Genomic DNA, 22,376 nt, shown 5'->3' on the forward strand with positions numbered 1-22,376 from the left:
CAGTGTCAGCCCTTGAACACCTGCGGGTTGACCAGGTCTTGCGGGCGATCACCCAGCAGGGCGCTGCGCAGGTTGGCCAGCGCACGGTTGGCCATCGCCTCACGGGTTTCATGGGTGGCCGAGCCGATGTGGGGCAGGGTTACGGCATTCTTGAGCTGGAACAGCGGTGAATCGCTCAGGGGCTCCTTCTCGTAAACGTCCAGGCCCGCGCCACGGATGGTGCCGTTTTGCAGGGCTTCGATCAGGGCCGGCTCGTCGACCACCGGGCCACGGGAGATGTTCACCAGAATCGCACTTTTCTTCATCAGGCCCAGTTCGCGATGGCTGATCAAGTGTTTGGTCTTCTCGCTGAGCGGCACCACCAGGCAGACGAAATCCGCCTCGGCCAGCAGTTGGTCCAGGCTGCGAAACTGAGCGCCCAGCTCTTGCTCAAGCTCGGTCTTGCGGCTGTTGCCGCTGTACAGGATGGGCATGTTGAAACCCAACCGTCCCCGGCGAGCAACCGCTGCGCCGATATTGCCCATGCCGACGATTCCCAGGGTTTTACCGTACACATCGCTGCCGAACAAGGCCGGCGGAACACTGGCCTGCCACTGGCCGGCCTTGGTCCAGGCGTCCAGCTCCGCGACCCGGCGGGCGCTGCTCATGATCAGGGTAAAACCCAAGTCAGCCGTGCTTTCAGTGAGGACGTCCGGGGTGTTGGTGAGCATGATGCCGCGCTCGTTGAAATAGTCGACATCGTAGTTGTCGTAGCCCACCGACACGCTGGACACCACTTCCAGCTGTGTGGCGTTTTCCAGCTGCTTGCGTCCCAGCTTGCGGCCGACGCCGATCAATCCGTGGGCGTGGGGCAGGGCCTCATCGAACTGTGCGTTGATATCCCCCAGCTTGGGGTTGGGGGCAATGACGTTGAAGTCCTGTTGCAGGCGCTCGATCATCTCGGGGGTGACGCGGCTGAAGGCGAGTACGGTTTTCTTTGTGCTGGAAAGGCTCATCGGAACAAGGCTCATCGGCTGTCGGGAATGTAAGCACGCTAACATTCCCGCCCGACTTGCGCCAATCCCTGTAGTCGCTGCCGAAGGCTGCGAAGGGCTGCGTAGCAGCCCGTTTTCCGGAGCCAGTGAAGATCCTCTCGCAGCCCCCGGCAGCGTCTACAGGGTTAGCTGTAGGTGGTCAGCTCAGTCTGGTGTGCGGTCAAAATTTCCGGCAGCGAGCCGCGCAAGTACTCGACCCAGGTCTTGATCTTGGCATCCAGGTACTGGCGCGACGGGTAGATGGCGTACAGGTTCAGTTCCTGGGAGCGGTACTTGGGCAGCATGCGCACCAGTGTGCCGTTGCGCAGGCCCTCGATGGCGGCATAGACCGGCAATACGCCCACACCCATGCCGCTGGTGATCGCGGTTTTCATCGCATCGGCTGAGTTGACCAGAAACGGCGAGGAGTTGATCAGGACCATTTCCTGGCCTTCCGGCCCTTCGAACACCCATTTGTCCAGTGCAATCACCGGGCTGACCAGGCGCAGGCAGGCGTGGTTGAGCAGGTCACTGGGTGTGGTTGCGGTGCCGTTGGCTTTCACGTAACCGGGCGATGCGCAGACGATGCTGTAGGTGATGCCCAGGCGCTGGGACACAAAGCCCGAATCCGGTAGCTCACTGGCCAGCACGATGGAGACGTCGTAACCCTCATTGAGTAAGTCCGGCACGCGATTGGCCAAGGTCAGGTCGAAGGTCACATCCGGGTGAGTCTTGCGATAGCGGGCAATGGCGTCGATCACAAAGTGCTGGCCGATACCGGTCATGGTATGCACTTTCAACTGGCCGGCAGGGCGCGAGTGGGCGTCGCTGGCCTCGGCTTCGGCTTCCTCGACGTAAGCCAGGATTTGCTCGCAGCGCAGCAAGTAACGCTTGCCGGCTTCGGTCAGGGCGATGCGGCGGGTGGTGCGGTTAAGCAGACGTGTTTGCAGGTGGGCCTCAAGGTTGGAGACCGCGCGCGAGACGTTGGCAGTGGTTGTGTCCAGCATGACGGCAGCAGCCGTGAAACTTCCGGCTTCGGCCACGCAACTGAAGGCGCGCATGTTTTGCAAAGTGTCCATGAAGTGCTCTCAAGGGGCGATATAGGGGACAGCAACCGATTACACATCAACAAATTGTGACATGAAGTTTCGGACATTACTGGCCGGTTTTCATTCGACTAACGGATTATCCCAAGAACGGTAATAAAGATTCACATTTATGCCCGCTTATCGTGGTGCCTGCCAAGCCATAGACTTCTCTATCTCAAGAACCCCCCCTCCTTTTCAGGAATTTGCAGCAGTGCAGCGTCGCATCAGCAGAGAGCTTAAAGCCCTCAGTGTTCTGGCTTTATCGTTAGCATTAAATGGCTGCATCGGTTTTGGTGGTATTGCGCCCAAGGGCACGATGTTGCCAGCCAATGCCCTGGCCACCGACGAGGCGATTCAAAGCGCCGCGAAAGACGCAAACTGGCCCAAAGCCCAATGGTGGCACGCTTACGGCGACCCGCAACTGGATGAGTGGGTCAGTCTGGCTGTTCAGGGTAGTCCAACCCTGGCAATGGCTGCTGCCCGAGTACGCCAGGCCAGGGCGATGGCGGGGGTTGCCGAGTCGGCCGAGTCATTGCAAATCAACGGTGAGTCGACCCTCAAGCGGCACAACTGGCCGTCGGACCAGTTCTATGGCCCCGGCGCGCTGGACAACTCCACGACCTGGGACAACAACGCCGCACTGGGCTTTAGCTTTGCGCTGGACCTGTGGGGCCGTGAAAGCAATGCCACCGAGCAGGCCCTTGACATGGCGCACATGAGTGCAGCAGAGGCCCGTCAGGCCCAGCTCGAACTGCAGAACAATGTGGTTCGCGCCTATATCCAGCTGTCCCTGCATTACGCCCAGCTCGACATCATCGAATCGACCCTGCATCAGCAGGAGCAGATCCTCGATCTGGCGCAAAAGCGTCTGGACGGCGGCATCGGTACACATTTTGAAGTCAGTCAGGCGCAAGCGCCGCTGCCCGAGATCCATCGCCAGATTGACGCCCGGGAAGAAGAAATCGCCCTGACCCGCAACCAGTTGGCGGCGCTGGCCGGCAAAGGTCCGGGCGAGGGCGCACGGCTGAAACGTCCGACCCTTGCCTTGAACACGGCACTCAAGCTGCCATCGGCCTTGCCTGCGCAATTGCTGGGCCAACGTCCGGACGTGGTCGCCAGCCGCTGGGAAGTGGCGGCGCAGGCCCGAGGCATCGATGTCGCCCATGCCGGCTTCTACCCCAACGTGGACCTGGTTGGCAGCATCGGTTTCATGGCCACCGGGGGGAGCGCGCTGGGCTTTTTGACCGGCAAGAAACTCAACTACAACGTCGGTCCGGCGATTTCGCTGCCGATTTTTGACGGCGGCCGTCTGCGCTCGGAACTGGGCGTGGCGTCCGGTGGTTACGACATGGCCGTGGCCAAGTACAACCAGACGCTGGTGACAGCGCTCAAGGGTATTTCAGATCAGTTGATCAAGCGCGAATCGATGGAAAAACAGCAGGTCTTCGCCGCCGAGTCGGTGCAAGTGGCACAGAAAACCTATGACATCGCCGTGGTCGCGTTCCAGCGCGGGCTGACCGACTACCTCAACGTACTGAATGCCCAAACCCTGCTGTTCAAGCAGCAGCAGATCGAGCAGCAGGTCCAGGCGGCCCGCCTGAGTGCCCATGCCGAGCTGGTAACTGCTCTGGGTGGCGGCCTTGGGGCAGGTTTTGATGTCCCCAGGGATGATCGCTATGTCCCCGACAAACCCCCGGCCGTCATGGCGCTGTTCAATCACTAACCCCCCGATGGCCATTTTGAGAGCCTGTAGATGAACCACTTGCCCGCCCCGGTACGCTGGCTGTATTCCCTGGAATGGCGCCGTGGCTTTTTTGACTGGGCACGCAGTGATGGCGTGACCTGGGTGCATATTTTCAAAGTGCTGGTCGCGGCCTTCCTGACCCTGTGGCTGGCCATGCGTCTTGAGCTGCCGCAACCGCGCACGGCGATGATCACCGTGTTTATCGTGATGCAGCCGCAAAGTGGCCAGGTGTTCGCCAAAAGCTTTTACCGGTTTTTGGGCACCCTGACCGGCTCGGCAGTGATGGTCGCGCTGATCGCCTTATTTGCACAAAACACCGTGTTGTTTCTCGGTGCGATGGCGATCTGGGTAGGTATCTGCTCGGCCGGTGCAGCCCGTTGCCGCAACTTTCGCGCCTATGGTTTTGTGCTGGCCGGCTACACCGCGGCTATGGTTGGCCTGCCTGCGCTGGCGCATCCTGAAGGGGCCTTCATGGCTGCGGTGTGGCGGGTGCTCGAGATCTCGCTGGGCATCCTGTGTGCCACGGTGGTCAGCGCTGCCATTTTGCCTAAAACCGCAGGCGCGGCCATGCATGACGCGCTGTATAAGCGCTTTGGTGTGTTCGCCGGTTTCGTTGCCGAAGGCTTGCGCGGCCAGTCCTCCCAGGAGGCTTATGAAGCCAGTAATGTGCGCTTTATCGCTGAGAGCGTAGGGCTGGAAGGCATGCGCAGCGTAACGGTGTTTGAAGACCCGCACATGCGTCGTCGCAGTGGCCGCCTGAGCCGCCTGAACAGCGAGTTCATGGCCATCACCACGCGCTTCAATGCCCTGCACCAGTTGCTCGCACGTTTGCGCAGCCGTGGCGTGGTGGACGTGGTGTCGGCCATTGAGCCCGAGCTGGAAATGCTCGCTCAATTGCTCGACACCTACTCCGATCGCTCGATGACCGATAAAGATGCGGCCTTGCTGGCCGAGCAACTGGATGTGTTCAAGGCGAGCCTGCCGGGGCACGTCCGTGCACTGCGGGTGAAGTTCCTGGAAAGTGAGCCCGGCTCATCGGACCTTCTGGACTTCAATACGGCTTACGAGCTGTTGTTCCGTTTTGTCGATGACTTGCACAACTATGCACTGACCCACGCCTCGCTGGCCGATCACACCCACGAACGGGAGCGCTGGGATCAGCCCTTTATCTCGCAAACCAACTGGTGGTCTGCCGCTGCCTCGGGGATCAGGGCCGCGTTCATTCTGGTGGTGCTCGGCACCTACTGGGTAATGACCGCCTGGCCCAGCGGCGCCACCATGACCCTGGTCGCTGCCGCCACCGTGGGCTTGTCTGCCGCCACGCCAAACCCCAAGCGCATGGCGTTTCAGATGGCTTGCGGCACCTTTATCGGGGCGCTGGTGGGTTTTGTCGAAATGTTCTTCGTACTCCCCAACATCGACGGCTTCCCGCTGCTGTGCCTGGTGCTGACGCCGGTGATTGTTTTTGGTTCGTTCCTGACTTCGCGGGCCAATTACGCCGGGGTCGGCCTGGGCCTGCTGATTTTTTTCAGCATCGGTTCGGTCCCCGACAACCTGACGATCTACAACCCGTACCAGTTCATCAATGACTACATCGCAATGGTGCTGGGCATGCTGGTCTGCGCTGCTGCGGGGGCAATTATTTTGCCGCCCAACAGCCGTTGGTTGTGGAGCCGTCTGGAGCAGGACCTGCGCGAGCAAGTGGTGTACGCCATCAGCGGCAAGTTGCGTGGCCTGAGCTCCAGCCTGGAAAGTCGTACCCGCGACCTGATGCACCAGGCCTATGGCCTGGCCGCCGGCAAACCCCAGGTACAGCGTGAACTGTTGCGCTGGATGTTTGTGGTGCTGGAAGTCGGCCACGCGATTATCGAGTTGCGTAAAGAGCAGGCGATTTTGCCGGTTCACCCGGCTTACGCCCCGGCCCAGCCGTGGCGTCAGGCCATTCGGGTGATGGGCCGGGCACTGGTCCGGCTGTTTATCGCCCCCAGCGAGAGCAACCTGGAGCGTGCGCTGATTGCCGTCGACCACGCCATTGGCCGGGTGCAATCCACCGACGAACCGTTTGCCCGCAACTTCGACACCTCGGCGCTGGTCCGGGTGCAAAGCTACCTGCACTTTATCCGTACTTCACTGCTCGACCCGCAATCGCCGCTGGCCGCCTACGCCCAGCCGCAAGGACTAGAACATGCCTCGTGAAATCGCCTTCCACGGCGTCTACATGCCCACCATGACCCTGATGTTTTTTATCGCGGCGGGGTTGGCATGGGGCTTTGACCGACTGTTTTCCGGCTACGACCTGTACCGCTTCTTCTGGCACCCGGCGCTGCTGCGTTTGAGCCTGTTTGCCTGTCTTTTTGGCGCCATGGCGCTCACTGTTTACCGTTGAGACCGATCCGATGAAAAAGTTCTTCAGCCTGCTCGCCACCTTGCTGGTTTTGGCCCTTGCGATATGGATCGGCCGAACCCTGTGGGAACATTACATGAACACCCCGTGGACCCGTGATGGACGGGTGCGGGCCGATATCATCAACGTTGCGGCCGACGTCAACGGCTATGTGGTCGGCGTGCCGGTCAAGGATAACCAGTGGGTGAAAAAGGGCGACGTGCTGCTGGAAATCGACCCCGAGCATTACCAGATCGTGGTCAGGCAGGCACAGTCCCTGGTGGCATCCCGCAAGGCGACCTGGGAAATGCGCAAGGTCAACGCCCATCGCCGGGCCGACATGGACAGTCTGGTGATCTCCCGCGAAAACCGTGACGACGCCAGCAACATCGCCGACTCGGCCCTGGCCGATTATCAGCACGCCCTGGCTCAACTGGACGCTGCGCAGCTCGATCTCAAGCGCACCAAAGTGTTGGCCACCGTCGACGGCTACGTGACTAACCTCAATGTGCATCGCGGTGACTATGCACGGGTTGGGGATCCGAAAATGGCCGTGATCGACCAGGATTCGTTCTGGGTGTATGGCTTTTTTGAAGAAACCAAGCTGCCGCACATCCGCGTGGGCGACAAAGCCGATCTGCAAATGATGAGCGGTGAAGTGTTGAAAGGCCACGTCGAGAGCATCTCCCGCGGCATCTACGACCGCGACAACCCCGAGAGCCGTGAACTGGTGGCGGACGTAAACCCTACGTTCAACTGGGTGCGCCTGGCGCAGCGGGTGCCGGTGCGCATCCACATCGATGAAATCCCGGAAGGTTTCCTGCTGGCAGCGGGTACGACGTGTACGGTGATCGTGGATCAGGGCAAGGCCGAGTAATGTGGGAGCGGGCTTGCCCGCGATGGCCACGACGCCGTTTAACTGAAACTGCGCAGTGACTGCATCGCGAGCAAGCCCGCTCCCACACGATCGAGACCGGGGTTCAAACCGCGCAAAACGTCTCGTGCAAATGCCGCCACAGTACCTTGCCGCTGGCGTCTTTCTCAAATACCACGGTGGCGCGGCGGTCGGTGCGGTTGCCGTTATGCTCTTCCTGCAGCTCGCGGTAACTGACCACTGCACCGCCCGCGTGCAGGGCAATACCCTTGAACTCGCTTAGGGTGATGTTCAGGCCCGGGCGCGCACCGCGCAGTTGTTCAAACAGTGCTTCAACGCCATCGATATCCAGCACTGTGCCGCTGGGTGCAATCATCGAAAACTGCGGCGAAAAACGTCCCAGTAGAACTGGCAACACGCCGGGCTCCAGCCCGGAAAACCAGCCTTCAATCTCGACGTGGGTTTCGGTTACAAGGTCGAAGTAGCTCGCATAATCAGTCATCAGGATCTCCAGGTCAGGGTGCGAGCAAGGCAAGCACGCGGGGTGTATCGAGGCGTAGAACGGGAATAAGCGGCACCAGCGTCAATGCGCACCCGATGGCAAAGCATAGGGCAAAGGCGTGGTGCGTCGAGGTGATCACGGTCAATGCACCAAACAGGACCATCATCAGCGCCGGGCCAAGCAGAAAACTCAACTGACGGTTGATATTGAAGAGTGCGCTGGCATGACCCATGTGCTCGGGCGAGATGTCGATAAATGCCGTGTTCTGCGCGGTACTGCTGCTCAGGCTGCCGCCAAATCCCATCAGTGCGTACAGCGCCATTGGCAGCCAGGTGCTGGAAGCATCGATCTGGATCAACAGGGCAATGCCCACGGCTTGTGCGCTCATGCCCAGCAGCAACAAGGGTTTGGGGCCAAGGCGGTTGAACTGGTAACGGCTCAATGTAATGCCCAGCGCCGACGCCAGCGCCCAGGGCAGCATCAGCGCACCGGTTTGCGTGGCGCTGAAACCCAGTTGGTGCAAATACAAAATACTCACCAGTTGCGTGCCGATAAAAATGCCGGGAATAAACAGATAGGCAAGCATCGCCACTTGCAGCAACGGGCCTTTGAGCAAGCGGCCCATGCCGATGGCGCCCGCCCGTACTCGTTGATAATCCAGAGGAGGCGGGTTTTGCAGGCGTGGTTCGGATTTTAGCCAATAACCGGCCAGCAGCAGGGTGAGCAGGGCCAGCGGCAGATTGGCGTAAAACACCCAGCGCCAGGACATCGCTTCGACCATCCAGCCCCCCAGAGCTGGCGAGAGTGCGGGCACCAGCAGGGCTACCAGCAAGATCACCGAGGTCAGGCGCGCCCGGTCACGGATCGGAAAGTGCCGATAGGCCATGGCCTGACCGACCGGTATCAGCAGTCCGCCACCGAGCCCCTGAAGCAGGCGCCAGCCAATCAGTGCCTCGATCGAAGCCGCCCGGGCCACGCACCACGACGCCACACTGAACAGCAGCAGGGAAAGTACGATCAGGCGTTTTTCCCCCACCCGCTGTGTCAGCCAGACACTGGGCACGATGATCAGGATCAGCCCGAGCATGTAGGCATTGCCGATCCACGCCAGCTGAGTGACTGAAGCCTGCAGCTCCTGGCTGATGTCCGGGTAGGCAATCGAGGCGGCGAACATGTTGACCAGGTCCAGCGCAAAGCCCAGTAGATACACCCCTGCGATTTTGTTGCGGTAGGCCATGGTCGGCTCCTTGACTGGAGGCCGCACAGTAAGCAGCTTTTGCGTGTGGAGGAACCGTCCGCTCGCTGCTAGATTGTCAAAAATATTTTGACAATAGGTGGAATGTTGCATGGTTAGCCTCGATCGATTCGACACCTTCAAAGCCGTTGTCGAGGCTGGTTCTCTGACGGCGGCCGCAGATCTGCTGGGACAAACCCGTGCTGTGGTCAGTTTCAATATCAAGCGGCTCGAGGCCGAACTGGGTGTGACCTTGCTGACGCGCAACACCCGAAGGCTGGCCCTCACCGAGGCCGGTGAGCGTTTTTATGTGCATTGCCTGAGCATGCTGCAGGCGGCCAGGCTGGCGATTGACGAAGCCCGCAGCGAACACACCCAACTCAAGGGCACCCTGCGTATCACCACCACGGTGGAGTATGCGCTGGCCAAGGTCGTGCCGGCGCTTGAGCTGTTTCGCACCGTGCACCCCGATCTCAATGTGCATTTGTCGACATCGTCGACCCACGCGGATCTGATCTCGGAGCGTTTCGATGTGGCCTTGAGACTGGGCCGGGTTCTTGATTCCAGTCATCGTGCCGTGCAGTTGAGTACGTTCGAGATTGTGCCCGTGGCGTCCCCGTCCTTTGTCGCCAGCGTGGCGCCCATCAACAGCGTGCAGGCCCTGGAGCAAACGCCGTGGCTGGAGCATGGTCGGGTAGGGGAATTGAACATTACCGAGTTGAGCAGTGGCCTGGTCAGGCCTTACCAGCCCAACCCTTCGCGGGCGCGGATCAAAGCGCAAAACTCATCGGTACTGCAGGCTTTTGCCTTGACGGGGCAGGGTGTGGCGATCTTGCCCGACTGGCTGGTCGAGGAGGACTTGCGGGCCGGGCGACTGGTGCGGCTGCTGCCCGGCTGGCAACTGACCCGCCAGGGGGTTTATGCGCTTTACCCTGACACCCGTCATCTACCGCTGAAAGTGCGGGTATTTATCGATTTCATGAAGGCCCATACGTGAACGTGGTTTCGCTCCCACAAGTGCCTGGACATCACAACGATGCGTTCAGCCCAAAGCGTTTCATCAGGATTTTGTGCAGCAGCCTGCGGGGCACCAGTGCCGCCAGCAACGGCATGGCACGGCTGCCATTGCCGTAACGCAGCACTATCGGCGGGGAAGGTTTTTGTACGGCCTTGAGCACCGCTTGAGCGAAGTCTGTTACCGGGGTGGGGTTGTCTTGCGAGGCTTTTGCCCGGGCGCGAATACCCTCACGCACGGGCCACCAGGCGGACTGCTGGTCGATTAACTGTTCGGCCTGGGCACTGGCATTTTTGGCAAAGTGGGTGTCGATAGCGCCAGGCTGCACTTCCAGTACGCGAATGGCAAAAGGTGCCAGCTCCATGCGCAGAGCATCGCTCAATGCATGAACGGCGGCTTTTGAGGCGCAATAGGCTCCCGCAAATGGGGTCACCAGTACACCGGAGACACTGCCGATATTGACCACCAGGCCCTTGCTGCGGCGTAGCGCCGCAAACAGGGCACGGGTGACACCGACCACTGAAAACACATTGGTTTCAAACTGCTGTTGCAAGCCCTCGACGCCGCCATCGAGCAACGGACCCATGGCGCCGAAACCTGCGTTATTGATCAGTACGTCCAGCCCGCCACCGTCTCGTGTCAGGCGTTCTGCCAGCTGTGCCAGCGCCTGAGGGGCGTTCACGTCCAGCAGGACCGCGTTAAATCCCGCCGCTGCCAGTAGGGCCACATCTTCAGGCTTGCGGGCGCTGGCCCACACCTCATGACCCGCTGCCTTGAAGGCGTCGGCCAGGGCGCGACCAATACCACTGGAGCAACCGGTGATCAAAACACGCAGCATGGAAAAATCCTTAGTTGGAAAAACTGCCCTGCAGGCGTTCGGCCCGGAATTCCAGGGTTTGTGGACGATAACCGGCACGCAGGGGCGGCATCGGCAAGCAATCCTGCCAGCTTGCACCCGCCTGCAGTTCTCCGGGGCCGCGGTAGCGAGGGGCGGTATAGAGGTTGTCGGCAAGGTTGACGGTATCGCCCGGAGCATAGGCAGCAATGCGCCAGCCGAGTTCGACCAGTGGTACGTCATTGCTGTTTTTCAGGGTCAGCTGCAATGGCCGGTCTGCCGGGCATTGCGCGGGGTCATAGACGATACGCAGCTCCAGGCGTGCCAGTTGCGCATTTTCGCGGCTGTCCAGCCACGCTACCGAGGCTGCGACTACCGCAAGCCCGAACACTGCCGCCAACGAAACCGGCAAGGCCTTGGCCGGATAGCGCAGCAGCAGGACAAGCCAGGTGATGATCAGTAACACGCCGATAAGCATTGCAAGGTCTCGTTATACGACTGTGGACGCGTAGCGGATTCGCCCAGGCTCACTACCCAGTTTAGGCCCAGGCCCGGGTTTACGGACGATTTAACTCACAACCTTACCTGAGCCGGGGCAATGCCGTTAGTCGTAACTGTCATAGTTGACAGTCGCAGCGCGGCAGCCCCGAGGATTAACTATCGATAACTTCCCGCCTGCGAGTAGTGATGATGTTGGATCAGGATCGTTATACGCCCACCCTGGCTGTTTCGGACCCGCAAGGCCGGACGGTGCGCTCGGTCGCTTATTGCAGTGCTGCCAGCAGCACGGTTGCGGAGGCGCGTGTCAGTCGAATCAAGTTCGATGCAGTGGGCAGGGCTGCGGCGCAATGGGATCCGCGGTTATGGGCGTTGCGGGCAGAGGATCCATCGACCCCGAGCAACCTTGAGAATATGTATTCCCTGTCGGGAGTGCTGTTGACCTCGCGCAGCGTGGATGCCGGTGTGCGGGTCAATCTGACCGGTGAGCTCGGGCAGGTGCTGCACAGTTGGGACGGGCGCTGGAGTCAGCAAAAGGTCGAGTACGACGAATTGCTGCGTCCCACGGCTGTTTTTGAACAGGCGTTGAACAGCTCTGAATCCTGCATTGCGCGTTACGTGTACGGCGCGGCGGATGGGGCTTTTGCCGGGCGTAACCAGTATGGCCAGGTAATCCGCCTCGATAGCCCGGCAGGCACCTGTCATTTCAGTCACTTCTCAATCAAAGGGGCGTTGCTTGCACAACAACAGTATTTTTTGCGGGCGCTGGAGCCGCCGCACTGGCCAGAGCCACTGAGTGATCGCGATGAGCTGCTTGAGTCCGGGGAGGGCGCCACCACGCAGATGGTCTTCAACGCCTTGGGTGAGCTTGTGATGCAAACCGATGCCCAGGGCAACCAGCAGCAGTTTGATCACAACGTGGACGGTCAACTGCGCCAGACCCGGTTGCGCCTCAAGGAGGCCGAGCCGAAAGTGCTGGTGCGCGATATTCATTACAACGCCCAAGGTGAGGTCACGGGTCAAACCGCTGGCAATGGTGTTGTCAGCCTGTTTGATTACGCGCCTCGAACAGGCCGGCTTTTACGTCTGTACGCCAGCCTGCCACAGCAACAACCCTTGCAGGATTTGAACTACGTCCATGACCCGGTCGGCAATATCCTGAGTATCGAGGACAAGGCCTTGGCGGTTCGTCATTTCGCCAACCAGCGCATCGAGCCGATCAACCACTACACCTACGACAGCCTTTACCAACTGGTCGAGGCCACGGGGTGGGAGGCCGGAAGTGACAACCGTGGGCCAGACCAGATTGCGGATCCTCAGGCAGTGGCCTCATACCATCAAGCCTACCGTTACGACGGGGGAGGCAATTTACTGGAACTGGTTCACCAGGGGCCGCAAAGGCATGGGCGCGTGCTGACGGCTGGAAAATACAGCAATCGGTGCCTGGCCGAACACAATGGACAGGCACCCACGCAAGACGAGATTGAGGTAGGTTTTGATCCGTGCGGCAATCTGCGATCTCTGGATAATGCGCGGGCTCTGGGGTGGAATCTGCGCAATCAGCTAAGCGAAGTCAGACCGGTTGAGCGCGAGTCGGGACTCGATGACCGCGAGCATTATATTTACGATGTTGACGGCTTGCGTCAGCGCAAGATCCGTTCGGTACAAACCAATGTCCGTACCGTCATCAGCGAGACTCGCTATCTGCCGGGGCTGGAAGTTCGCATCAACAACGCCACCGGCGAAACCTTGTACGTGATCAGCGCGCAGGCGGGTCGCAACAGTGTGCAGGTGTTGCACTGGAAAGACTCACCCCCCAAAGGGCTAGCCAATCGACAATATCGCTACTCTCTTGGCGATCTTCTGGGCTCTTGCACCCTTGAACTGGACAGCCAGGCCAAGGTAGTCAGTCGCGAAACCTATCATCCGTTTGGCACCACGGCGTTCAGTGAGAGAGGAGATTCGAGCGAAAGCAGCTATCGCACGTTGTGTTACTCGGGCAAGGAGCGGGATGCAACGGGGCTTTATTATTACGGGCTTCGCTATTACATGCCCTGGCTACAGCGATGGGTCAACCCTGATCCCAAGGGTTATCTGGATGGGCCTAATATCTATGCGTTTGTTGGAGGCAACCCGATAACCTTCATGGACGGTGATGGTGCCGTACGCATTGACGTCAGTAACTTGACCAAAGAGCAAAAGAAAGCGATCGACCTTGAGGGGCCGCAGGTCAAGCCTGCCTGGAAGGTACATGATGCCGGTCGGGGCGAAGTAAAACCCAGCAGCAAGACACGAGAGTTGAGTTCTGAAATGTACAACTCTTTCAAACAGGGGCATGCGACTAACCTGATCACTAAAACCCTGTTGATTGAAGGTTCGCCCAATCAATTTGTTGATTTGTGGCGATCACGTAGGGATCCGGCAGACTTTCTCCAGCAGCGTCAGTTTAAACAGGGTACGAGCGCTTATATTCAATGCCGGACCGGTAATTGCGGTGAACACTCGGAAATTGCCTTTAGCCTGCTGGCCAGCACCAAAACCGAGCAACCGGTATTTCGCGTTAATGCTCAGGGCGTTGATCATGCTTTTGTGGTGATCGGCGACCGTCGCCAGATGAGCGATGAAAAACTGGTGATTGTTGATCCGTGGCCAAACTTTCCCATGGTGCATACCGCCGATGTCGGGGAATTCAGAATAGGCAATACGGCAGAAACAGCAGGCAGGGACGCAGATCCTGCGTTTCGATTGGATGATGCAACATTGAGGGGCAACAGCGAAATGTCGTTCCCTGTGTTAGCGATCACGGGAGGTGTCAGCGATAAGCGTAGAAAACTAATCAAGGAATATGATGACAACGCCAAAGCCCGGAGCCGAACAGGCAAGTCGCCGCTCTTTGAACAGTTGTTTTCAATTGAAGATAAATATCGGGGCATGTTGTACATGAAGTCGGGCAAGGAAAAAGTATTCAATAACTTGCCTGCCAGTTATGTGAATGACCGCATGAAACATTACTCAAGTTACATGAATGTTCACTACGGTTTGCAGTGACGTCAGTGAGGCGGGTGCAGTCAGCATTGGCTGGCTGCACCGCGTCCGTCATTGTGGGGCGTGGTCGCGCAAAAACACCAACAGATCAGGCCTGGACTGTTCAGCGCTAAAGCGATAGCCCTGCTCATCGAACTGCTTGAGGTGATCCGGGTTGTTGATGCGCTCCTTGATCACAAACCGGCTCATCATGCCGCGGGCTTTTTTCGCATAAAAGCTGATGATCTTGTGCTGGCCGTTTTTCAGATCCTTGAACTCGGTATTGATGATGCGTGCGTTCAAAGCCGACTTTTTGACCGCCGAGAAATACTCGTTGGACGCCAGGTTGAGCACGACGTCATCGGCCTGTTCGGCCAGGGCCTCGTTGAGCCATTCGCTGATTTGCGTGCCCCAGAACGCGTACAAATCCTTGCCCCGGGCATTGGCCAGCTTGGTGCCCATCTCCAGGCGATACGGCATCATCAGGTCCAGCGGGCGCAGCAGGCCATACAGCCCGGAGAGCATGCGCAGATGGGTTTGCGCGTAGTCAAAATCCGCTTCGCTGAAGTCGACGGCATTGAGGCCGGTGTACACATCACCCTTGAAGGCCAGCAGTGCCTGCTTGGCATTTTCGGGGGTGAAGGCGGGAGTCCAGCTGCCGAAGCGCGCCGCATTGAGGCCCGAAAGCTTGTCGGACAAGTGCATCAGCTCGCCAATCTGTTGCGGGCTCAGTTCGCGCAATTGTTCGATCAGTTCCTGGGAGTGGTCCAGATACTGTGGCTGGGTGAAACGTGCTGTGGCGGGCGGCGTTTCGTAATCGAGGGTTTTAGCGGGTGAAATCACCATCAGCATGAGTTCGTCTCCTTTAAGCGTCGGGGGATTCTAGGGGGTTGGGCGGTTTGACTCCACCTATGACGTTGATAGAGGGCAAATACAAAATCCTGTAGCCGCTATAGTGCTGCCAGTTTTCACAGGGAGATTGACCCGTGCGCATTGCTCTTTTTTTCTCGGCCTGGCTGGTGTGCCTGGGGGCTGTTGCAGCACCCAATGAACCGGCGACGCTGGGTCGCAGCGCCTGGCCCGAGCAGTTGATCAGCCCGGCCTTGTTCGATGTGGCCTCAAGGGCCGAAATTCTTGCCTTCGCCCATGCCTTGCTGGCCAGCGAGGTGCTGGATGAAAACGCACTGAAACAGCGCCTGGGTCTGAAAAACATCAACCAGGATGCCATCAATCATGTGCGCAAGCGGATGTGGCAGCGGCTGTTGGCCAACTACAACGTTGCCCAGCAAAGCTGTGATCAGGATGCCTCGTTTTGCTATTACGTTGACGGCATGGACAGCTTGCGCGAGCAGGCGGGCAAGTTTGCAGTGGCCGATGACTCGTTTTATGCGGCCTGGGCTGAGCCAAGCCGTGAGTTTCACCGGCGTTATCTGGATGAGCAACTGCGCAAGGCCGCGCTGTTCCCGCAAATCAGCAGTGAAATCGAGCTGTTCGGCGAGCAGGAAAGTAACGGCGTCGGGATGCATGATCGGCTGTTTGTACTGACCTTCGACAGTGGTCCCTCCCAATTGCCGGGTACCACCGACTGGTTGACCGACTACTTGCGCAAGCAGTCCCTGAGTGCGAGGTTTTTTGTGTTGGGTAACAGCCTGCAAGTACGACTGGACAAAGGCGGTGAGCGGGCGCTGCAAGCACTGTACAAGGGGCAGTGCGTGGGTGTGCAGGGCTGGGAGTATCGCTCCCACAGTCATTGGCAAGAGTGGCAGGACTCGATTTTACGCAGCGTTGACCTGGTCAAGCAGGTTGTGCCGCACAACTATCTGGCACAGTTTCGCCCGCCCTACGGGCAGCGGCGGGCAGATAGCGGGGCGTTTTTCCAGAGGCAGGGCTTGCAGGTGTCGCTGTGGGATATTGATGCCCAGGACATGGCGGCCAACCTGAGTGGCGAGGAGTCGGCACAGCGGGTGTTGAGTCTGATGCTGCTGTGGCGTCATGGCGTGATCAAGTTTCACGACACCCAAGACAAAATTCGTACCGCGTTGCCCTGGTTACTCAAGGCGACGGCACAGAGCGGGCTGGGTTGGGAAGACTGCGAAGTGCTGTAGAAACATGCAGTTAATATATGACTTTAGCCCTGCTTAAGGCATTCGCCAAGGCGATTCGTCACTCAAAAAAATAAAGTGTGTTATCGCTAAAAAAGCTTTTTTTTGTCACACATTTAGGAGTATTACGAAGACAGACGGCCGAAACCTGCGACACAGGTGGCGTCTTCCAAGACCCATCGGGCAGGGTATACGGCAGTCACTTCGAGGCGCAGCACTGTTGTGGTATTGCGTCGACTGGCTCCCACAAAGGTGACCGAGTATGGATGATCACGGACGCACTCCTTCTTCCAACCAGCCAATCCTTTATGTACTCGATACCAATGTTCTGATTCACGATCCAAACGCACTGCTTAACTTCGAGGAACACCACGTCGCGATCCCGATGACGGTGCTCGAAGAACTCGACAAGCTCAAGACCGGCAAGTTACTGGTGGCAGCCGAGTGCCGTCAGGCCATCCGTTTGATTGACCAGTTGCTGGGGGTTGCCAGCCCTGAGGATGTCGAAAAGGGTGTGCCGATCCAGCGAGGCAAAGGCGCACCCAAGGGCTTTCTGTCGATCATGATGAGCAAGCGCCGGGAACCCAACGCGCTGTTGCCTGAAAACCTCAACGACAACATCATCATCAACCAGTTGATTGACCTGCACGCCCGTGAGCCGAAGTTGCGCGTGGTGCTGGTCACCAAAGACATCAACATGCGCCTCAAGGCCCGGGCCTGCGGGATCGAGTCCGAGGATTACAGCACCGACCAACTGGTTGACGACGTGTCGATGTTGTCGCGCGGTTATCACACCATGACCGGCTCTTTCTGGGACCGGGTCAACAAAGTCGAAACCCGTCAGGGGCATGGCCGTACCTGGCATCAGGTGCAGATGAACGAAAACCTGCCGGCGGTGCATATCAATGAATTCATCATCGATGAGCAGGGCTTTGTCGGCTGGATCAAAGAGGTGCGCAAGGACCAGTTGCTGATTCTGGACATGCATCAGGAGCCGTTGCTGCATCAGGAAGCCTGGGGTTTGAAACCACGGGATATTTACCAGGGGCTGGCGCTGTTTGCCTTGCTTGACCCGGATATTCATCTGGTCAACCTGTCGGGTGCGGCGGGTTCGGGCAAGACCATCCTGGCGCTGGCGGCGGCGATTGAACAAACCATGGTCAGCAAGCGCTACCGGCGGATTATCTGTACCCGCAGCGTGCAGGGCCTGGATCAGGAAATCGGCTTTTTGCCAGGCACCGAAGCCGAGAAAATGGAACCTTGGCTGGGGGCCATTACCGACAACCTCGAAGCTCTGCACATGGATGACGAAAACACCCACGGCAGCGTCGACTACATCCTGAGTAAAGTGCCGTTGCAGTTCAAATCCCTGAACTACATTCGCGGTCGCAGCTTCCAGCAAAGCCTGATTTTGATCGATGAGTGTCAAAACCTGACACCGCACCAGATGAAAACCATCATCACCCGTGCGGGCGCCGGTTCCAAAGTGGTGTGCCTGGGCAACCTGGCACAGATCGATACACCGTACCTGTCAGCCACCAGTTCGGGGCTGACCTACCTGACGGAGCGTTTCAAAGACTTCCCCAACGGCGTGCACATCGCGCTGCAAGGGGTGCCACGTTCGATTCTGGCCGAATACGCCGAATCTCATTTGTAACCGTTTGAAGGTGGGAGCGGGCTTGCTCGCGATGAAAGTGGCGCGGTGTTTCAGATTGCACCGCGCCGTCTTCATCGCGAGCAAGCCCGCTCCCGCCGTTGTTTTGGCTACATGTCTGGTAACCCGGTTTTGTAAGGTAAGCTGGCGGAGGTTGCGCGCCGGGCCCTTGGGTCTTGTTGAATCTGGTAATGCCGCGCTGCCCTGGAGTTGACCAAGACAGGAGCGTCGGGGTGTTACTGCGCAATATTGATTTGAATCTGCTGGTGGTGCTCGATGCGCTGCTCACGGAAAAACACGTGACCCGCACCGGTGTCCGTTTGCACCTGAGTCAGCCAGCCATCAGTCATTCGCTGAGCAAACTCAGGGTGTTGCTCGATGACCCGTTGTTGATTCGTCAGGGCAACGACGTGGTGCTGAGCGCGTTGGCGCAAAATCTTCAGGCACCGCTCAAGGCGATCCTTGGACAGATCGAAGCGCTGCTCGGCCAGTCCATCGATTTTGTGCCCGCCGACTCACAGCGCACCTTTCGCGTGGCGATGTCCGATTACGGCGCCGCTATTGTGTTGCCAAAATTGCTGGTGCAATTGCGGGCCAAGGCCCCTGATACCTCGCTTGTGGTGGTCCAGGACAGCCGCCTGGGCATGCTGGAGCAGATCGAACAAGGCAAGATCGACCTGGCCCTGGGGGTTTTTGCGGGGTTGCCGGCGGATGTTTCCAGCGATGTGCTGTTTGAAGAAACCTTCACGTGCCTGCTCGATCGTCGCTCGCTTGCGGACAATGCCGTGCTCGATCTGGAGAGTTATCTGGCTCGCCCGCATCTGTTGGTGTCGACGGATGGCAACACACAGGGCGAGGTCGACAACGTATTGCGCGCCCAGGGCCTGCATCGACGGGTTGCGGTCAACGTCCCTCATTGGGGCGCGGCGCCAGGGATGATTGCCGACACTGACCTGATTCTCACGGTGGCCACCCGTACGCTGGACAACCTGTCATATGGCGACACCCTGATAGCGCGGGCGCCGCCCATGACGGTGGCGCCGTTCAACTATGTGCAGGTCTGGCATCAACGTTTCAATGAAGACCCGGCCCATCGCTGGCTGCGAGATCTGATCCGGCAGGTGAGCCCGCCCTCAGCCCCGTGATGCAATGAAAAACCCTGCCAGGACCACGCTGACCCCGAGCAGTTTTTGCAGGCCAGGTGTGTTTTTAGGCAAGCCCAGCAGTCCGAAATAATCGATGAGCAGTGAAATGATCAGCTGGCCCACTACCACTGCCATGATGAAATTCAGCGCACCCAGTCGCGGTACGGTGATCAGAGCCACCGTGATGTAAAACACCCCGGCCAGCCCGCCCAGCCAGATCCACCAGGGACCGGTGATCAAGGCCTCGAGGTTGGGCCGTGGCACTTTGACGATCAGCATCACCAGCGCAATCGCGATACCACTCACCAGCAGTGAGATCACGGTGGCCCAAAAGGGATGCCCCAGCATCAGGCCCAGTCGTGCGTTGCTGCCTGCCTGCAGGGGCACCGCAGCACCGGCCAGCAGGCTCAGGGTAATGGCTATAAAAAGTGGCATAAGGGCTTCTCCAGAGTTTCAACCGTTGTACGGCGAATGGTCGTGGGCGGCCAATTCGATGTTCTGATGCGCGGTATTCGCGGGGTCGATGGCCTTCCACTGAAACTCGGGTTTACAATCGAGTCTCCTGTCTGGAGTACCCCCTGTGCTGACACACTTAGATTCCCAAGGCCGCGCCAACATGGTCGATGTCACCGATAAAGCAGTGACTTCCCGTGAGGCCGTGGCACAAGCGGTGGTGCGCATGCGCCCTGAAACCCTGGAAATGATCGTCAGTGGCGGTCACCCCAAGGGTGATGTGTTCGCGGTGGCGCGCATTGCCGGGATACAGGCGGCGAAGAAAACCTCGGATTTGATCCCGCTGTGCCATCCCCTGATGCTCACCAGCGTCAAGGTTGAACTCAGCGCCCGTGGCAGCGATGCCGTGTTGATCGTGGCGCGTTGCAAATTGTCCGGGCAGACCGGTGTCGAGATGGAAGCCCTGACTGCCGCCAGTGTTGCGGCACTGACGATCTATGACATGTGCAAGGCCGTGGATCGCGGCATGACCATCGAAAACGTGGGTGTGCTGGAAAAGCTCGGCGGCACGAGCGGGCACTTTCAGGCTGACCTGTCATGAAGCTCAACGTGGTGTTTTTTGCCCGCTACCGTGAAGCCCTGGGGCTGGATGGCGAATCAGTGGAAGGTGAATTCACCTCCATCGACGCGTTGCGCGCGCACCTGACGCAACGCGGGGGTGCCTGGCAGGTATTGGCTGAGTCCAACCTGATGTGTGCGCGCAACGAGGAGCTGTGCAAGCTGGATGAAGGGGTGGCAGATGGCGATGAAGTCGCGTTCTTTCCGCCTGTGACCGGAGGCTGAACATGGCGATTCGGGTGCAAGCGGCAGCCTTTGACCCGGGCGCCGAAGTCAACGCGTTGCACGCGGCCGATATGGGCGTGGGGGCGGTGGTGAGTTTTGTCGGTTATGTGCGCGACTTCAATGACGGGCGTGACGTGGCGGGGATGTTTCTGGAGCACTATCCGGGGATGACTGAAAAGGCGCTGACCAACATCATGAATGAGGCCGGGCAGCGTTGGCCCTTGCTCAGGCTTGAAGTGCTGCACCGGGTGGGAGCGCTGGAGCCGGGTGAGCCCATTGTGTTTGTAGGTGTGGCGAGTGCCCATCGCCAGGCGGCATTTGATGCCTGTGCATTTGTGATGGACTACCTGAAGACCCGTGCCCCGTTCTGGAAAAAAGAACAGACCAATGACGGCCCGCGCTGGGTTGAAGGGCGGGCCAGCGATGAAGCGGCGGCGGATCGCTGGAAGTAGTCGCTGCCTAGGCGATTGACGCCGGATCGTGGGGCTTGCGCACGGCCCGTACAACAGGGCGCAGCAGTTCGGTCGGTGGTGTTTCGCAGCTGATTTTGCGGCCCAGCAAGGCTTCGATCGACGGCAGTTGATACGAGTCGTCCTCACCGGCAAAGCTGATGGAAACGCCGCTGGCGCCTGCACGGCCAGTACGACCAATGCGGTGTACGTAGTCGTCGGGCATTTCGGGCAGGGTGAAGTTGATCACATGGCTGATGCCGTCAATGTGAATCCCGCGTCCTGCCACGTCGGTGGCCACCAGTACGCGAATCTTGCCTTCGCGAAAGCCTTCGAGGGTCTTGATACGTTTGTGCTGCGGCACGTCCCCCGACAGTTGGGCGGCGTTGATGCCATCACGCACCAGGCGTTCCTCAATGCGGCGTACTTCGTCCTTGCGGTTGGCGAAGACGATGACCCGCTCCCAGCCATTGTCGTTCACCAGATTGAACAACAGTTTGTACTTGTCGGCACCGGCAACGGCATACACGTGCTGCTCAACCATGTCGCTGGCGACATTGACCGCCTCGATTTCGACGATGGCAGGGTCGGTGGTCCATTGCTTGGCCAGGTTCATCACGTCCTCGGTAAAGGTCGCAGAGAACAGCAGCGTCTGGCGCTCGGCTTTCGGCGGCGTTTGACGAATGATCTGACGTACTTGCGGGATGAAGCCCATATCCAGCATGCGGTCGGCTTCGTCGAGCACCATCACCTCGACCATGTCCAGATGCACTTCGCCGCGCTGGTTGAAGTCCAGCAGGCGGCCCGGCGTGGCGACCAGGATGTCGCAATGACGCGCTTCAAGCTGCTTAAGCTGCTTGTCGAAGTCCATACCGCCCACGAACGTCATGACGTTGAGGTCGGTGTATTTGGTCAGGTCGGCGGCGTCCTTGGCGATTTGCACCACCAGCTCGCGGGTCGGCGCGATGATCAGTGCGCGCGGCTCGCCCATGTAACGTTCTTTGGGCGGCGGGGTCTGGGTCAGCTGGCTGATGATCGAGATCAGGAATGCAGCGGTTTTACCCGTACCGGTCTGGGCGCGGCCAATGGCGTCGCGACCGCTCAGGGTATAGCCCAGCACTTCAGCCTGGATCGGCGTGCAGTACGGAAAGCCCAGGTCTTGAATGGCGTGCATCAGCTCGGGGGTGAGCTTGAAATCGTGGAACCGGACTTTGCCTTCTTGTGGCTCGACCGCAAAATCTTCGAGTTTCCATGGAATGACCGGTGGCTTGGGCGCTACTTCACGCCGTGGTTTTGCAGCTTTTGGTTTTTCGAGGCGTGGTTGTTCAGCAGCAGGTTGTGCGTCAGGAGTGCTCACCGGCGCAGCGGCTGGAACAGGAGCAGGAGCAGCACGGCCAGACTGTTGCGCGTCGGTTCGCGGGCCGGGGTTGCTCACAGGTGCGATGGATGCTGGCGCGAGCGGCTCAGCCTCGCTTTTACCGAATATTTTTTTGAGTGCTTTGAGCACGGTCATCTCATCA

General features: G+C 59.0%; 21 protein-coding genes. 12 read left to right on the plus strand and 9 right to left on the minus strand.

Annotated elements, in window-relative coordinates; translation table 11 throughout:
• Positions 1-5 precede the first annotated feature (5 nt).
• Complete coding sequence (locus tag AC19YQ_RS12140; RefSeq protein WP_133076317.1) at positions 6-995, minus strand: 2-hydroxyacid dehydrogenase; 990 nt, start codon at positions 993-995, stop codon at positions 6-8.
• A 164-nt stretch (positions 996-1,159) separates the two neighbouring features.
• Positions 1,160-2,092, minus strand: a complete 933-nt coding sequence (locus AC19YQ_RS12145; protein WP_133076316.1) for a LysR family transcriptional regulator — start codon at positions 2,090-2,092, stop codon at positions 1,160-1,162.
• 220 nt (positions 2,093-2,312) lie between these two features.
• Here AC19YQ_RS12145 and AC19YQ_RS12150 point away from each other — a divergent pair, with 220 nt between their 5' ends.
• From AC19YQ_RS12150 to AC19YQ_RS12165, 4 genes are read left to right on the plus strand one after another with little or no spacing between them, the layout of a single operon-like run.
• The gene (locus AC19YQ_RS12150) at positions 2,313-3,824 is read left to right on the plus strand and encodes an efflux transporter outer membrane subunit (protein ID WP_133076315.1); all 1,512 of its coding nucleotides are present in this window, start codon (positions 2,313-2,315) and stop codon (positions 3,822-3,824) included.
• A gap of 30 nt (positions 3,825-3,854) precedes the next feature.
• The gene (locus AC19YQ_RS12155; protein WP_326397389.1) at positions 3,855-6,041 is read left to right on the plus strand and encodes an FUSC family protein; all 2,187 of its coding nucleotides are present in this window, start codon (positions 3,855-3,857) and stop codon (positions 6,039-6,041) included.
• On the plus strand, positions 6,031-6,231 hold the full coding sequence (locus AC19YQ_RS12160) for a DUF1656 domain-containing protein (RefSeq protein ID WP_016781859.1): 201 nt from the start codon (positions 6,031-6,033) through the stop codon (positions 6,229-6,231). Before AC19YQ_RS12155 ends, AC19YQ_RS12160 begins: the two co-directional genes overlap by 11 nt.
• Positions 6,232-6,241: 10 nt before the next feature.
• Positions 6,242-7,105, plus strand: coding sequence for an efflux RND transporter periplasmic adaptor subunit (locus tag AC19YQ_RS12165; protein WP_133076313.1), 864 nt, complete (start codon positions 6,242-6,244; stop codon positions 7,103-7,105).
• A 103-nt stretch (positions 7,106-7,208) separates the two neighbouring features.
• On the opposite strand, the gene AC19YQ_RS12170 is transcribed toward AC19YQ_RS12165, so the two are convergent.
• Positions 7,209-7,604, minus strand: a complete 396-nt coding sequence (locus AC19YQ_RS12170) for a DUF4440 domain-containing protein (protein ID WP_133076312.1) — start codon at positions 7,602-7,604, stop codon at positions 7,209-7,211.
• A gap of 13 nt (positions 7,605-7,617) precedes the next feature.
• On the minus strand, positions 7,618-8,841 hold the full coding sequence (locus tag AC19YQ_RS12175; RefSeq protein WP_326397391.1) for an MFS transporter: 1,224 nt from the start codon (positions 8,839-8,841) through the stop codon (positions 7,618-7,620).
• Between the two features lie 109 nt (positions 8,842-8,950).
• Between AC19YQ_RS12175 and AC19YQ_RS12180 the strand changes: the two genes are divergently transcribed.
• Positions 8,951-9,835, plus strand: a complete 885-nt coding sequence (locus AC19YQ_RS12180; RefSeq protein ID WP_500595189.1) for a LysR family transcriptional regulator — start codon at positions 8,951-8,953, stop codon at positions 9,833-9,835.
• 31 nt (positions 9,836-9,866) lie between these two features.
• Here AC19YQ_RS12180 and AC19YQ_RS12185 read toward each other — a convergent pair whose 3' ends face one another.
• Both AC19YQ_RS12185 and AC19YQ_RS12190 read right to left on the minus strand, forming a co-directional pair.
• On the minus strand, positions 9,867-10,691 hold the full coding sequence (locus tag AC19YQ_RS12185; RefSeq protein ID WP_326397393.1) for an SDR family oxidoreductase: 825 nt from the start codon (positions 10,689-10,691) through the stop codon (positions 9,867-9,869).
• Positions 10,692-10,701: 10 nt separating this feature from the next.
• Positions 10,702-11,166, minus strand: a complete 465-nt coding sequence (locus tag AC19YQ_RS12190) for a multidrug transporter (RefSeq protein WP_133076308.1) — start codon at positions 11,164-11,166, stop codon at positions 10,702-10,704.
• Between the two features lie 209 nt (positions 11,167-11,375).
• Here AC19YQ_RS12190 and AC19YQ_RS12195 point away from each other — a divergent pair, with 209 nt between their 5' ends.
• Positions 11,376-14,234 carry an RHS repeat domain-containing protein gene (locus AC19YQ_RS12195; RefSeq protein WP_500595190.1) on the plus strand — a complete coding sequence of 953 codons (2,859 nt, stop codon included), beginning with the start codon at positions 11,376-11,378 and terminating at the stop codon, positions 14,232-14,234.
• A gap of 48 nt (positions 14,235-14,282) precedes the next feature.
• On the opposite strand, the gene yaaA is transcribed toward AC19YQ_RS12195, so the two are convergent.
• The gene (yaaA, locus tag AC19YQ_RS12200) at positions 14,283-15,062 is read right to left on the minus strand and encodes a peroxide stress protein YaaA (RefSeq protein ID WP_326397395.1); all 780 of its coding nucleotides are present in this window, start codon (positions 15,060-15,062) and stop codon (positions 14,283-14,285) included.
• A 134-nt stretch (positions 15,063-15,196) separates the two neighbouring features.
• On the opposite strand from yaaA, the gene AC19YQ_RS12205 reads away from it, so the two are divergent.
• The 3 genes from AC19YQ_RS12205 (at position 15,197) to AC19YQ_RS12215 (ending at position 19,111) form a co-directional block, all read left to right on the plus strand.
• The gene (locus AC19YQ_RS12205; RefSeq protein WP_326397396.1) at positions 15,197-16,315 is read left to right on the plus strand and encodes a polysaccharide deacetylase family protein; all 1,119 of its coding nucleotides are present in this window, start codon (positions 15,197-15,199) and stop codon (positions 16,313-16,315) included.
• Positions 16,316-16,574: 259 nt separating this feature from the next.
• Positions 16,575-17,969: a PhoH family protein gene (locus AC19YQ_RS12210; protein WP_133076304.1), complete on the plus strand. Its 1,395-nt coding sequence runs from the start codon at positions 16,575-16,577 to the stop codon at positions 17,967-17,969.
• 230 nt (positions 17,970-18,199) lie between these two features.
• Complete coding sequence (locus AC19YQ_RS12215) at positions 18,200-19,111, plus strand: LysR family transcriptional regulator (RefSeq protein ID WP_326397398.1); 912 nt, start codon at positions 18,200-18,202, stop codon at positions 19,109-19,111.
• Here the strand turns inward: AC19YQ_RS12215 and AC19YQ_RS12220 are convergent.
• On the minus strand, positions 19,100-19,546 hold the full coding sequence (locus tag AC19YQ_RS12220) for a DMT family transporter (RefSeq protein ID WP_133076301.1): 447 nt from the start codon (positions 19,544-19,546) through the stop codon (positions 19,100-19,102). The two genes, AC19YQ_RS12215 and AC19YQ_RS12220, sit on opposite strands and share 12 nt — an antisense overlap.
• 145 nt (positions 19,547-19,691) lie before the next feature.
• Here AC19YQ_RS12220 and moaC point away from each other — a divergent pair, with 145 nt between their 5' ends.
• From moaC to moaE, 3 genes are read left to right on the plus strand one after another with little or no spacing between them, the layout of a single operon-like run.
• Positions 19,692-20,165, plus strand: a complete 474-nt coding sequence (gene moaC / locus AC19YQ_RS12225) for a cyclic pyranopterin monophosphate synthase MoaC (RefSeq protein ID WP_326397399.1) — start codon at positions 19,692-19,694, stop codon at positions 20,163-20,165.
• A complete protein-coding gene (locus AC19YQ_RS12230) occupies positions 20,162-20,407 on the plus strand; it encodes a MoaD/ThiS family protein (protein WP_326397400.1) in 246 nt (81 codons plus the stop codon). The genes moaC and AC19YQ_RS12230 overlap by 4 nt, the downstream gene beginning before the upstream one ends.
• 2 nt (positions 20,408-20,409) lie before the next feature.
• Complete coding sequence (gene moaE / locus AC19YQ_RS12235; protein ID WP_133076298.1) at positions 20,410-20,859, plus strand: molybdopterin synthase catalytic subunit MoaE; 450 nt, start codon at positions 20,410-20,412, stop codon at positions 20,857-20,859.
• A gap of 7 nt (positions 20,860-20,866) precedes the next feature.
• Here the strand turns inward: moaE and rhlB are convergent, their stop codons facing one another.
• A complete protein-coding gene (gene rhlB / locus AC19YQ_RS12240) occupies positions 20,867-22,369 on the minus strand; it encodes an ATP-dependent RNA helicase RhlB (RefSeq protein ID WP_219261661.1) in 1,503 nt (500 codons plus the stop codon).
• Between the last annotated feature and the right edge of the window lie 7 nt (positions 22,370-22,376).

It is taken from the genome of Pseudomonas sp. MF06569, from assembly GCF_059862735.1.